The organism is Sorangium sp. So ce362, from assembly GCF_051519845.1.
Classification (GTDB): Bacteria; Myxococcota_A; Polyangia; order Polyangiales; family Polyangiaceae; genus Sorangium.
On the sequence record NZ_CP150332.1, the window covers coordinates 3,168,588 to 3,181,619 of the forward strand.

Annotated in this window: 8 protein-coding genes; 5 read left to right on the plus strand and 3 right to left on the minus strand. The window is 73.2% G+C overall.

The features are described 5' to 3' along the window. Positions 1 to 298: 298 nt before the first annotated feature. Positions 299 to 1,324, minus strand: a complete 1,026-nt coding sequence (locus WMF17_RS12595) for a hypothetical protein (protein WP_437602285.1) — start codon at positions 1,322 to 1,324, stop codon at positions 299 to 301. Positions 1,325 to 1,901: 577 nt separating this feature from the next. Here WMF17_RS12595 and WMF17_RS12600 point away from each other — a divergent pair. The 5 genes from WMF17_RS12600 to WMF17_RS12620 all read left to right on the plus strand — a co-directional run bounded on the left by WMF17_RS12600 (position 1,902) and on the right by WMF17_RS12620 (position 8,965). Then, positions 1,902 to 2,747, plus strand: coding sequence for a hypothetical protein (locus WMF17_RS12600; protein ID WP_437649605.1), 846 nt, complete (start codon positions 1,902 to 1,904; stop codon positions 2,745 to 2,747). 245 nt (positions 2,748 to 2,992) lie between these two features. After that, the gene (locus WMF17_RS12605; protein ID WP_437649607.1) at positions 2,993 to 6,082 is read left to right on the plus strand and encodes a DEAD/DEAH box helicase; all 3,090 of its coding nucleotides are present in this window, start codon (positions 2,993 to 2,995) and stop codon (positions 6,080 to 6,082) included. Positions 6,083 to 6,170: 88 nt separating this feature from the next. Then, entirely contained in the window at positions 6,171 to 6,755 is a 585-nt protein-coding gene (locus WMF17_RS12610) for a hypothetical protein (RefSeq protein ID WP_437649609.1), read from the plus strand. A 77-nt stretch (positions 6,756 to 6,832) separates the two neighbouring features. Further along, positions 6,833 to 8,446, plus strand: a complete 1,614-nt coding sequence (locus WMF17_RS12615) for an SDR family NAD(P)-dependent oxidoreductase (RefSeq protein ID WP_437649611.1) — start codon at positions 6,833 to 6,835, stop codon at positions 8,444 to 8,446. Between the two features lie 117 nt (positions 8,447 to 8,563). Beyond that, on the plus strand, positions 8,564 to 8,965 hold the full coding sequence (locus WMF17_RS12620) for a PTS sugar transporter subunit IIA (protein WP_437649613.1): 402 nt from the start codon (positions 8,564 to 8,566) through the stop codon (positions 8,963 to 8,965). A gap of 39 nt (positions 8,966 to 9,004) precedes the next feature. On the opposite strand, the gene WMF17_RS12625 is transcribed toward WMF17_RS12620, so the two are convergent. Next, complete coding sequence (locus WMF17_RS12625) at positions 9,005 to 10,198, minus strand: hypothetical protein (protein ID WP_437602291.1); 1,194 nt, start codon at positions 10,196 to 10,198, stop codon at positions 9,005 to 9,007. A 1-nt stretch (position 10,199) separates the two neighbouring features. Then, positions 10,200 to 13,025: a TonB-dependent receptor domain-containing protein gene (locus tag WMF17_RS12630; RefSeq protein WP_437649615.1), complete on the minus strand. Its 2,826-nt coding sequence runs from the start codon at positions 13,023 to 13,025 to the stop codon at positions 10,200 to 10,202. Between the last annotated feature and the right edge of the window lie 7 nt (positions 13,026 to 13,032).

Here is a 13,032-nt window from a genome sequence, read left to right on the forward strand (position 1 = left end):
TCTGCCGCGTGGCGGAGGCGGGCTCGACGTCGCCGCTCCCACGTCGTGATCCTGTAGATACTGACTTTGGAGCGCACGTAAAGGCTTTTGTGCGCGCGTCCGAACGCTCGGTGACGCATTGCGTTTTGGTTTGTTCATTTCTCTCTATCGAGAGATTTTTTGTCAGGCAGATTGAACCCCGCACTGAGGATCTTCACGCCGTGCCATCGGGTCTGGTTGTGCCCGACCCTGGTTCAGGGGGAGCCTGGATCGCGCCCGGGGCGGCGTCGACGGCGTCCTTGGCGACAGCGTGCAGTCGTCACTCGTTCTTGCCCGGACGTGTCTGACAGCAGAACGTGCTCGGACCGGTGAGGATGATCTGGCCGGACACCTCCCCGCCTCGCGGCTCGCAGCGGCCGGGGTTGTTGACGTGCCAGACCGCCTTCATGCTCTTGGGCTGGACCCCGGGGACCGGCTTGAGGCAGCCCGGGTCCTTGCTCGACGCCACGCCGGCGGTGAGCATCTCGCTGCACGCCTCGTCCCGGAAGGAAAGGAGCATCAGAGAGCACGTGCCGCCCTCGGGGGGGCCGCACGTGCACGGCGTGCAGCGGCGCTCGTCTCTCAGGCCGTCGTACAGGACGACATTCTCCGGATAGTCCGGCGGGCAGGTCACCTCGCCCTCGCCGAGGTGCATGATGCACTGCGCGAAGCCCCGCTCCTCGTCGGCCGGAACGCACGTCTTCGGAGAGATGCAGGTATCTTCCGGGAGGGTGCCCGCGCAGGCTTTTCCGGAGCGATACCACTGCGAGAAGAGGCGCGGCACCGGCGGAGGCTCGATGCTGGGCTTGCACGGCCTCACCTGGGGCGAGCCCAGCAGGAGCGACTTGCGATCGCTCGCCAGAGCCTCGCTGGGGACCACGCAGGTGCCGCTCAGGATGTCCCGGGCGTCATGCAACCCGAGCGCCGATCCATCGCACCTCAGCGAGGCGGCCGTCCTGAGGCCGTCGGGCAGGGCACACGCCGGCTCGCTGCACCGACATGGGTCGCACGCGAAGGGGATATCAGGGCTCTTGTATCCCAAGTACACCGTGCTCGGGGCGCTGGCAGGGCACTGTGGCTCATCCACCGTCCTGCCCACCCAGAGCAACGCAGGGCCGTCGAAGCCCTCTGGCGCCGGGGTGACACACAGGCCGGCGCACGTGCCGCATTTCGCTATGCACGCGTCGGGGTCGAGCGCCGTTCTGCATTGTTCTGCGCACGTCTGGTGAGTCGTGCCGCCGAGCATCTCGCAGCCTACGAGGCACGCGGTGAACAGCAGCGCAAGCGCGAGATCGGTCCTCGTCATGAGACCTCCTTTGGGGCAGAGCTCGCAGCCCTCGGCTTGGAGCGCCGAACAAAACCGGACCGAGCCAGGCAGCCGAGAGCGGGTGCAGCGCTAGGCGCGACGAGGAGCCCTACTGAAATAGGGCGACGAGGAGCAGCGACGCGATGCGCCCGCTCTCGGCTGTCTGGCGACGGGAGGTTTTGAGAGGCGCTCTTACTACAGATCCGGAGATTCCAGACGAAATCGGGGCGGGTAATGCGAGGAATGACGTTGCGGGACGCATTACGGTTCCGGCTGGTGAATTCCAAGTGTTCGTGGAGGTGGGCAGCTTTTTGTCAGCTGCGCGGGGTGGCTGAGCGCAGCGACGCATTTTGTGAAATGAAGGTTCATCGCATCACGTAAGCCCTCAGCGGCCGCGCGCGACCTCGCACAACCACGCGCAACCACGTCGCTGGTGGCCGGCACGCGGTGCGCCGCGCCTTCCGGCTCCCAGGCGGAGAGCCGCGCACCTCCTCGTTGCCTTGCGTCCGAGCGCTGCCGGGCGGTCGCTGAAAGCGCTCGCGGAGCGCGCGCTTGCTGCGGTAGGCTCTGCATCCTGATGAGTGGGGATCCACCGGATACCGAGCCCGCGCTGCATCAGGCGGCGCCCCGTCCTCAGGTAGAAATCGGCGCGCGGGGGGCGGCGTGCGGCGCGCCGGTCCCGTCCGCGACCGTCCTGCTCTCGTCCGGTCGGCGCTACGAGATGGAGGCGGCCGTGGCGGGCGATCGGCTGATCGTCCGCGGCAGGGACGGCGAGATCGTCCTGCAGATGGAGATCACCGACGCCGGCCCGGTGCTGTCGTTCGCGGCGCCCGACGGCGAGCGCCCCGGCCCGCGGCGGGGCGTCCGGGGGGGCGAGTCGTCCGTGCCCCCGAGGCGCGCGGCCTCGCCGCCGCTGTCCGCGATCGTCCCCCTGTCGAGCGGGAAGGGCTACCCCTCGGAGGGCGAGGCCGCCGAGCCCGTCGCGGTGCCGCGGGCCATGCCGCTGCCCTCGATCAAGCCCCCGAACGAGACAGAGCTGATGGAGCTCGACGGCGGCAACGCGCGGTCGGGGCTCACCCTCCGGCGGTCGCCCGGCGAGCCCGGCGCGGCCAGCACGGCGCCGGCCGCGCCCGCGCCGTCGGGCCTCACGGCCCGCGAGCCGGCGTCGGAGCAGGACGTGCCCGGCAAGCGGAGCGCGCTGCCCTCGCTCAGCCTGCAGCAGTACGCGGCCCTCTGCGCCGAGTTGTCGGTCGGGGTGGCGTCGTCGTTCGATCGGGCGCTCCTGCGCCACGGCATCGCGGACCGGGACCTGTGGAATGCCGTCGATCGCAGCTGGCAGGACCGGCTCGAGCGCGAGCCGATCCTCACCCTGCGCTGGATGGAGCTCACGACGCGCTACCGCGAGCACCTGACGCGCCGGTAGAGCCCGTCGTGTCAGTAGAGCCCGTCGTGTCAAGCGACGCGTCGTGCGAATTCCTGCTACAGCAGCGCCCCGCCCTCGCCGGGCAAGCTCCTGGAATCTGGAAGACGAGGCGACGGAAAAAGACCCCCGAGCCTCTTCCCGTCTTCTCCGTCTTCCTGTGTACATTCTCAAGAAGTGGCGCCGGTCCCGGGCGAGCGCGCGTGCGCGCGTTCCGCCAGGGCAGGTCGTCGGCGTCTGGAGTCGCTGTGCAGGGTCTTCTCGAAGCCATCAGAAAAGCCTGTCTTCCGGGCCTCTGGTCCCAGGGCGTGAAGCTCGCCCGCGAGGGCGCTGCCTTCGGGCGCGAGGATCGCGGCGATTCCGTCGTGGTCCGCGTCAAGGCCGCCGGCCAGCCCGTCGCGCCCACGGTCACCCTCTACCCCGCGGACGCCGAGTGGACGTGCGACTGCGGCGGGAAGGTCGACCCCTGCGCCCACGCCGCCGCGGCGGTCATCGCGCTCTCGCAACCGGCCGCGCAGGGCCAGCCAGCCGCGCCCGGCCAGCCAGCCGCGCCCGGCCAGCCGGCCGCGCCCGGCCAGCCGGCCGCGCAGGGCGGCGCCGCGGCCGTGCCCCCTCCGGCGGCGCGGCTGCGGTACCGGCTCCGGCGCAAGGGCCTCGTGCTCGCCCTCGAGCGGATGATCGTCCACGCGAACGGCGCCGAGGAGCCGCTCCGGATCTCGCTCGCCAGCCTCGCCGGGCGCGCCGTCAGGGCGCCGGCGGGGGCCGAGCGGCCGGGGCCGAGGCTGCCCGAGCTCTATCCGACGCACGAGGACCTCGCGGCCGATCGGCTCGTGGGCACCAAGCAGCACGGCTACTTCCCCTCGGATCGCCAGCCCGAGCTCTTCGCCGCGCTGGCCGGCGTCGCCGACGTGGAGCTCGACGGCGCGCCCGTCCGCGTCTCCAGCGAGGCGATCGGCCCCCGCGCGACGGTGCGCGATCACGACGACGGCGTGGCGCTCGTCGTGGAGCGGGACCCGCGCATCGACGAGGTGATCGCGTCGGGCGTCGTCCGGTGCGGAGGCACGCTGCACCTGCTCCGGGAGATGGACCTCACCGGCCCGAAGCTCGATCGGCTGCCGCTCCGGCGCGTCTTCTCGCGGGGCGACCTCGGCAAGCTCGTGACCGAGGTCCTGCCGGAGCTGACCAAGCGCGTCCCGATCACCGTCCAGAGCCAGCGCCTGCCGCGCGCGGGCGGCGCCTCCCGCCCGCGGATCCTCCTCGAGCTCAGCCAGAAGGATCACACGCTGTCGGTCGTGCCCAGCCTCGTGTACGGCGACCCGCCCGAGGCGCGCATCGAGCACGGCCGGCTCGTGCACCTGTCCGGCCCCGTGCCCGTCCGCGACGAGGCCGCGGAGCGCGTGCTGCTCATCCGGCTGCGCGACGAGCTGCACCTCATCCCGGGCCGCCGGGTCGACTTCGACGGCGCCGAGGCGATCCGCTTCGCCTCGCGCCTCGAGGCGTGGGACGCCCGCGCCTTCGCCGAGGCGCGCGGCGAGCTCTTCGGGAAGGCCGAGCTCGTGCCGCGCTTCGTCGTCGACGACCGCGCCTTCGACGTCGAGTTCGAGCTCTCGGCGGGGCGCGAGGACGGCGCGGGCGAGGAGGGCGACGCCGCCGGCGCGCCGCCGAAGCGCGCGGACGCCGCGGCCGTGATCCGGGCGTGGCAGGACGGCCTGCCGCTCGTGCCGCTCCTCGGCGGCGGGTGGGCGCCGCTGCCCGCGGCGTGGCTCGAGAAGTACGGCGCGCGCGTCGCCGACCTGCTCGCGGCGCGGCGCGACGACAAGGAGGTGCCGCCGGCGGCGCTCCCGGCGCTGGCCGCCCTGTGCGACGAGATCGAGTACCCGCGCCCGTCCGGCTTCGACAAGCTGATGCCGCTGCTCGACGGCTTCGCGTCGCTCCCGGAGGCGCCGCTGCCGGCCGACCTGACCGCGACGCTGCGCCCGTACCAGCGCCGCGGCGTCGACTGGCTGTCGTTCCTGCGCGACGCCGGCCTCGGGGCGGTGCTCGCCGACGACATGGGGCTCGGCAAGACGCTGCAGACGCTCTGCGCGGTGCGCGGTCGGACGCTCGTCGTGTGCCCGCGCAGCGTCGTGCACAACTGGGCCGACGAGATCCGGCGGTTCCGCCCCGGCCTCCGGTTCGCGATCTACCACGGCGCGCGGCGCGCGCTCGATCCCGCGGCCGACGTCACGCTGACGACGTACGCCGTGCTCCGCAACGACGTCGAGCTGCTCGCGGCGCAGGCGTGGGACATCGTGGTGCTGGACGAGGCGCAGGCGATCAAGAACCCCGACAGCCAGGCGGCGCGGGCGGCGTTCGCGCTCCGCGCCGAGCTGCGCGTGGCGCTGAGCGGCACGCCGGTCGAGAACCGGCTCGAGGAGCTCTGGAGCCTGCTCCACTTCACGAACCGCGGGCTGCTCGGCGGTCGCGGCGCCTTCCAGGAGCGCTACGGCCGGCCGATCGCCGAGGGCGCGGCCGGCGCGGCGGCAGAGCTGCGGCAGAAGATCCGCCCCTTCGTGCTGCGGCGGATGAAGCGCGAGGTGGCGCCCGAGCTGCCGCCGCGCTCGGAGATGGTGCTCTACTGCGAGCTCGAGGAGGCCGAGCGCGAGCTCTACGAGGCGGTGCGCGCGGCGACGCGCAAGGACGTGGTGGAGCGGCTCGCGCAGGGGGCGAGCGTCATGGCGGCGCTGGAGGCGCTGCTCCGCCTGCGCCAGGCGGCCTGCCACCCGGCGCTGATCCCGGGGTCGAGCGCCGGCCCGGCCGACGCGGCCGCGGCGTCGGCGTTGCGGAGCGCGCCTTCCTCCAAGGTGATGCGGCTGCTCGCGGCGCTGGAGGAGTGCGTGGCGGGCGGCCACAAGGCGCTCGTCTTCTCGCAGTGGACCTCGCTGCTCGACCTCGTCGAGCCGCACCTCACCGAGGCGGGGATCCCGTGGAACCGCCTCGACGGCTCGACGCGCGACCGCGCCGGGGTGGTCAACGCCTTCCAGTCGCCGGGCGGCCCGCCGGTGATGCTCATCTCGCTCAAGGCGGGCGGCACCGGCCTGAACCTGACCGCGGCGGATCACGTCTTCCTGCTCGATCCCTGGTGGAACCCGGCGGTCGAGGATCAGGCGGCCGATCGGGCCCACCGCATCGGGCAGCACCGCCCGGTGCTGGTCCACCGGCTCGTCGCGAAGGACACGGTGGAGGAGGGGATCCTCGCGCTGCAGGAGCGGAAGCGCGCGATCGCGGGCGCCGCGCTGGGCGAGGCGGACAGGGCGGTCTCGCTGACGCGGGAGGACCTGCTCGCGCTGCTGGGGTAGCGCGAGCGGGGGGCGCCTCGCCGGGGCTCGTCACGCGCCCGTCACGTCGCCGGCTTGCGAGGGTTGAGCCTCCATGGGATGAGCGGCCATGATGCGAACGGTCATCCTTCCCCTCGCCGCGCTGCTCACGTCGCTCGCTGCGTGCACCGTCAACAGCCCGCGAGAGCCGGCGCCCGAGCCGCATCCACCGGCCTCGCCCGCGGTGCCCTCCGAACCGCCGACGACGCAGGCGCCGACCGCGCAAGGACCGACGACGCAGGCGCCGACGACGCAGGCGCCGACCACGCAAGGACCGACGACGCAGGCGCCGACCACGACAGCGCCGACCGCGGCCCCGGGGCCCGGCGGCGACGACCCGCTGCTCGGCACGTGGAGGTCCGCGGCGTGCGGCCCCCGCAAATACGAGCGCGTGCTCGCCTTCGCGAAGGGCGGCAGCTTCACCGCAGAGGATCGCGTCTCGCCCTGTCCACCGAAGGTGGCGTGCGTCTGGTCGGGCATCATCCAGCGCAAGGGAGCGTTCAAGCGCGCCGGCGACACCCTCTCCCTCTCGGTCGCCGAGGCGTCGCGGGGGCCGGGCGCCCAGGAGCTCCCGACCACGCTCACCGTCGACGCCGCGACGGGCGCTCCCGTCGAGGCCGGCGAGGGCGGCAAGCCCTGCCCCTACCAGCGCTGACCCTCCGCGCGCCCGGGCTCTCGCCGGTGCGGCCCCCCCGTGGCCGCTCGGCCGCCGGTTCGCGCCTGCGCGCCCGCATGCTATGCACCGCCGCTTCGATGAGCTCCGAGAGCGAAGCCGCCGGCGCAGGCGGGCCGTTCACCGCCGCCGATCTCGACGCCTGCCTGCGGGTGCTCGAGTCCCTCGTCGACGACCGCGCGCAGCTCGCCTCGATCAGCGCGGAGGACCGCCGCCGGCTCCTCCTCGCCGCCGGCCGCGTCTCGCGCCCCGAGCGCGCCGAGCAGCGCGAGCTCGCCAGGGCGTTCCGCAAGAGCGAGCGGCGCGCTCAGAGGTCCGCGGACACCGCGCTCCTCGACGCGGTCGGCATCCGCGCCGCCCGCCGTGAGCCCGTGTTCCGCACGCCGGACGCCCCGTCGCTGGCGATGCCCCCCGCGCCCGCCGCCCCCGCGCCGGCGCCGCCTCTCGCGCCGGCGCCGCCCCCCGCGGAAGAGCCCGCGCCGCCGGGTGAGCGCGGCGCGCCGGAGCTCGCGAAGCCGCGCAAGTGCTATGTCTGCAAGGTCGAGTTCCGCAAGCTGCACTTCTTCTACGATGCGATGTGCGGCCCCTGCGGCGACTTCAACTACCGCAAGCGCAGCCAGACGGCCCCGCTCGACGGCCGCGTCGCGCTGGTCACCGGCGCCCGCGTCAAGATCGGCTATCAGGCTGCGATCCTGCTGCTCCGCGCCGGCGCGCGGGTGATCGTCACGACCCGCTTCCCGCACGACGCCGCCCGCCGCTTCGCGTCCGAGCGCGACTTCGACGGCTGGGCCTCGCGGCTCTCGATCTACGGCCTCGATCTCCGCCACACGCCGAGCGTCGAGCGCTTCACGCGGCACCTCCTCCACACGCTCGACCGGCTCGATTTCATCATCAACAACGCCTGTCAGACCGTCCGGCGCCCGCCGGGCTTCTACGGTCACCTCATCGAGGGCGAGACCGCGCCCGTCCACGCCCTCCCGGAGGTCGCGCAGCCGCCGCTCCGGGCTTACGACGCGCTCCGCGAGCGCGGCGAGCTCCCCCTCGTCGCCGGCGGCGACCCCGCCGCCGGCCTCCGCGAGCCGGCGCTGCTCTCCCAGATCCCCGGCCCCGGCGACGAGCCCCTCGACGGCGTGCTCTTCCCGAGAGGCCGATACGACGCGGATCTCCAGCAGGTCGATCTCCGCACGATGAACAGCTGGCGGCTGACCCTCGCCGAGGTCCCGACCGTCGAGCTGCTCGAGGTCCAGCTCGTCAACGCGGTCGCCCCCTTCGTGCTGAATTCCCGGCTGAAGCCGCTCATGCTGCGACACCCGACGTTCGACAGGCACATCGTCAACGTCTCGGCGATGGAGGGGCAGTTCTACCGTCGTTACAAGACGGACAGGCACCCTCACACCAACATGGCGAAGGCCGCGCTCAACATGATGACGCGCACCTCCGCGCCCGACTACGCGAAGGACGGCATCTTCATGAACAGCGTCGATACCGGGTGGGTCACCGACGAGGACCCCGCGGCGCTCGCCGCCCGCAAGCTGGAGGAGCACGGCTTCCACCCGCCGCTCGACATCGTCGACGGCGCCGCCCGCATCTGCGACCCCATCTTCTCCGGGCTCCTGAGCGGCCAGCACCTCTACGGCCAGTTCCTCAAAGACTACATGCCGACCGACTGGTAAGCGCCGCCGCCGCCCGCGTCGAGGCGCCCAGCCGCCGCCCGCGCCGAGGCGCCGCCCAGCCCCCGCCCGCGCCGAGGCGCCGCCGCGCTCACGCTGGCCCGCCGGCTGGCGCAGCAGGTGGGGGCCGACGTCACCATCCTCCACGTGGTCAAGCCGAAGCGCAGGTCCGACGACGCGCTGGTCGCGAGCGCGGTCGCCCGGGAGATCCTGCGGCGCGAGCGCGAGTCGCCCACCGCGCTGGGCAACGGGGTCGCGGTGCCGCACGCGATCATCCCCGGCGCGTGCTCCGCGGCCGTGCTCGCGACGCTGGCCGAGCCGCTCGCGGTGCGCACGCCGGGCGGCGCCCCGCTCCGGCTGCTCGTCGTCCTCGTCTGCGGCGAGGGCGGCCGCGCGCACCTGGAGCTGCTCGCCCAGGTCGCCAGGCTCGCCGGCCACGACGCCGCCGGCGTGCTGTGCGCCGCGCGCGACGCCGAGCAGCTCATCGAGCAGCTCGCGCAGCTCGAGGCTGGCTGCGGGTGACGGAGGCGGTCCCCTCGGCGGCGCGCCCGCCGGCCGCCGTCACTTCACGCGGACGAGGCGCTGCACGACCGACGAGCCGCCGCGCGCGTCGCGCAGGACCGCGGTGAGCGTGGCGACGCCCGGCTCCGCCGGCGGGATCCACGTCACGGCGTGGTCGCCGAGGTCCCCCTTGGCCGCGTCGCTCACGAGCTTGATGCCCCGGTCGAGGTCGCCCAGATCGGTGAAGTAGTCGACCCAGACGATCTCCCTGAGCGTCTGCTGCTTCGCGTCGGGATCGGTCTCGGCCACGTTGTCGGGGATGATCGCGTCGAGCTCGTAGGCGCGGCACGCGGTGAACGGATCCTCCGCGCTGCACCCCGCCTCGCGCCGCTCCTCTCGGCCGATGAGGCAGCGATCGACGTTGGGGATCTCGGCGAAGTCCTCCGGCATGGGCTCGCCATCGAGGGTGAGCCCCAGGAGCTTCGGGTTCGCGTTCGCGCGGTTGTCCTTCTCCTCCTCGGCCTCCTCGAAGGCATAGACCTGCGTGTAGCCGGGCACGAAGCTGTCCGGGCCGAGCCGGCGCCCGTCGGCGTCGAAGCAGGCGACGGGGAAGGTCCCGGCGCGCCCGGTGCCCTGGTCCTCCACGACACCGAGCGTCCCGGTGCAGGCGACGAAGAAGACATAGGCGCTCCCGGACGGCGGGCCCCCCGTGGCGGGCGCTTCGCGGCCTTCGAGGATGTCGTCCGAGATCGTGATCGTGTACGTGTCGCCGATGCCGGGGGGTACGCCGTTGAGCGCGGGCAGCGGGAGCGTCGGGTCGCCCAGCTCCTGCCATGCCTGGAGCTTCGCCGCGAGCTCTGCGAACTGCGGATAGCAGCCGTAATAGTCGTCGCCGATCGGGTTCTCGCACCCGCCGAACCAGTAGACCGAGACCGGCCGCGACCCTTCCTCGGGGCCGCCGAGCCCGTCCTGGTAATGGATCCGGAAGGTGACCTGAGCTCCGGGGTAGGCGTACGAGGAGCTCTCCGGTTTTTCTCCGACCGGGACGACGTCGGCGACCACGGCGAAGACGCGGAGCCCGTTCACGACGCTCGGCGGGTCGAAGCCCGCGACGCACCCGGACGAGATCGCCGGCGCGGCGAGCGCGCCCAGCGCGAGCGTCCCGAGCACCGCGCGACGCCACCCGCGCCTGCGACCCGCGCCCGCGCGCTTCACCGCGCCGCCCGCGCCGCTCATCGCTCGCGTCGCTCGCATCTCAGAACTCTCCTCGCAGCCCGAAGCTCGGCAAGACGGGCAGCCCTGTGACGTACTGACGGGCGGTATAATTGTAGTTGTACTGAATCGCCTCGCTGTTCGCGTTGTTGTAGACGTTCTGCACGTCGAGGTAGGCCGAGAGCTGCCAGCTCTTGAACTTCCACGACTTGTCGAGGCGCAGATCCAGCTGGTGGAACGGCGGGAGCCGCTCGCTGCTCGGGCCGGAGAACGGGATCGGCGTATAGGTCCCGGTGGGCGCGTAGAAGAGCGCGTTGGTGCGGTACGGGTCGCAGCTCTGCGCGTTGACGTTGCACACGTTGGGGGTGACCAGGTTGCCGGAGACCAGGCGGAACCGCGCGCCGAACTCCCAGCCGTCGCCCAGGCGGTAGCTGCCGAGCACCGTCAGGATGTGGGTCTGATCGAACGAGACGGGTCGCTCCGCCTCGCCGACCCCGGGCACCCGCGTGCTGCGCGACAGCGTGTAAGCGGCCCAGCCGAAGAAGCGATCGTCGGGCTTGTACTTGAGCAGGAACTCGCCCCCGATGACCCTGCCAGACCCGACGTTCTGGTAGTCGAGCTGGATCGACCCGGGTCGATTCACGCCGACGATGAGCTCGTCGAGCTGCTTGTAGAACCCCTCGGCCGACGCCTCGATGTTCCGGGTGATGTCCTGCTCGACGCCGGCCGCGTAGTGCAGCGCGCGGGTCGACTTCAGGCCCGGGTTGCCGAGCGGCGGGATGACCTCCTGGAACTGCGGCGGCTGATGGAACACCCCGACGCCGCCCTTCACCGTCGTCCGCGGGAACCCCTGGACCACGTCGAAGCGCCCGTTCACGCGCGGGCTCACGGTGGCCCGCTCGTTCAGGTCCTGGTAGTCGAAGCGCAGCCCCGGGACGAGCTTCGCCCGGGGGCTCGGGGCGAGCTCGAGCTCGGCGTAGGCCGCGGGGTAGAAGAAGCCGCCGGCGCGCGAGACCTCCTGGAGGGCGCGCGTCGAGAACGGCTGGTTCGGCGGCTCGCCGGGGCGGTTCGGCCCGGGGGCGCGGAGGTTCACCGCGTAGAGGCCGGCGAAGACGTCGAGCCCCGCGTTGAAGACCGCGCCCCTGGACAGCCGCCGCACGTACTCGAGGCGGCCGGAGAGCGTCTTGAGATCGAGCTGGAAGTAGATCGGCCCGATCCCGAAATCGGCGTCGTCGCGCGCGATCGCGAGCACGGCGTCGAGCCGGTCCCGGTCGGTGAGCTCGTGATCGTAGCGGAGCTGCAGGCGCTGAAACGCGGTGTGCAGCCCGACGTTGCCCGAGAGGGCCGGCTCGTTGGGCGCCGGGTCGCTGAGGAGCACCTCGAGGGCGTCGTCCGAGCCGAAGAACGTGAGGCGGAGGCGCGACGAGGGCGTCGGCTCGGTCTCGAGGAGGACCTGGTAGTCGTAGTAGACGGGCGCCTGCGTCACCCCCGCGCCCGCGGCCTCGAGCACCGGGCCGAACGACTCGCCGATGTAGCTCCGCCGGCCCGCCACCATGAAGCGCGTGTTCTCGAGGAAGGGCACGGGCCCCTCGAGCAGGACGCGCGCGTCGATGAGGTCCATCTGCGCGAGGCCGTGGAGCTTGCCGTCCTCGTTGGGCGAGCGCAGGGCGACGTCGACGATGCCGCCCTGCACGCGGCCGTACTTGGCGCTGAAGTTGCCGGGGTAGAAGTCGATCTTCTCCAGCATCTCGGTCGGCACGACCGAGGAGAGGCCGCCGAAGTGATAGATGAGCGGCACCTGCGTGCCGTCGACGAAGGTCTGCGTGTCCTGCGGGCCGGAGCCGCGCACGATCAGCAGGCCGGCGAGGGTGGGCGGGCGCGCCACGCCGGGCAGGTTCTGGAGCGAGCGCAGCGCGTCGCCGTTCGTGCCGGGGATGCGGTTGATCTCGCGCTGCTCGAGCGTGCGCTTCGTGACCTCGCGCGGCGGCCTGTCGCCGCGGACCGTGACCTCGAGGCCCTCGCCGCGGGGCAGGAGCCGGTACTTCACCTCGATCTGCTCGCCCGCGGCGATCTCCTCCTCGACGGAGAGCGGCTCGAAGCCGGGAGCGGCGACGGTGACCTTGTAGCGCCCCGGCGGCAGATCGACGAAGACGAAGGCGCCGCCCTCGTCGGTCGTGAGCTCCGGCGCCGCGGCGTCGCCGGCGACGCGCGCGCCGGCGACGCGCGCGACCGAGACGGTGGCGCCGGCGAGCGGGACGTCGCCGCCGCTGGCGAGCACGGTGCCGCGGAGGTTCTCGGCGGGCCTCGCCGGCTCGCCGGCGGCGGGCGGCGGCGCGGCCGTCTTCAGGGTGAACGAGTAGCGGTACAGGATGCGCGCCGCGGCGGGGGTGCCGTCGGCGCGGCGCGCCGGCTCGAACTCGAGCTTCTGGGCCGCGGCCACCGCCGACTCGTCGAACCCGTGCTCCGCGCTCTCGACGACGACCGCCTGCTTCACGCGCCCGTTGCGATCGATGTCGAGCTGCAGGGTCACCGACCCTTCGAGCCCCTGCCGCTCGGCCTCCGGCGGGTACGCCGGGGGCGTGTAGTTGAGCGCCCGCGGCGGCGTCGCTCGGCCCGCCGGCGCGGCCGCGGGGGCAGGGGGCGTGACGATCGCGCCGCCTTCGCCCCGGGGCACGCTCGTCGGGCCCGCGGGCGCCTGTGGCTCCCCCTGACCCTGCTGGCCTTGCTCCTGCTGCTGCGCGCGCGCCGCGGCGGGCGAGAGCGCGGCGAGCACGAGCGAGAGGAGCGCCGCGGCGCCCGGCCCGCGGTGGCCTCGCGGGGGCGGGAGGGGGCCGACGTCGGTGAGGGCGGAGGCGGGCTCCTGCGTCATCACGAGG

Coding starts and splice junctions, on each gene's coding strand:
- WMF17_RS12595 (WP_437602285.1), bottom strand. CDS start 1,324: ATGACGAGGACCGATCTCGCGCTTGCGCTGCTGTTCACCGCGTGCCTC.
- WMF17_RS12600 (WP_437649605.1), top strand. CDS start 1,902: ATGAGTGGGGATCCACCGGATACCGAGCCCGCGCTGCATCAGGCGGCG.
- WMF17_RS12610 (WP_437649609.1), top strand. CDS start 6,171: ATGATGCGAACGGTCATCCTTCCCCTCGCCGCGCTGCTCACGTCGCTC.
- WMF17_RS12615 (WP_437649611.1), top strand. CDS start 6,833: ATGCTATGCACCGCCGCTTCGATGAGCTCCGAGAGCGAAGCCGCCGGC.
- WMF17_RS12625 (WP_437602291.1), bottom strand. CDS start 10,198: ATGCGAGCGACGCGAGCGATGAGCGGCGCGGGCGGCGCGGTGAAGCGC.
- WMF17_RS12630 (WP_437649615.1), bottom strand. CDS start 13,025: ATGACGCAGGAGCCCGCCTCCGCCCTCACCGACGTCGGCCCCCTCCCG.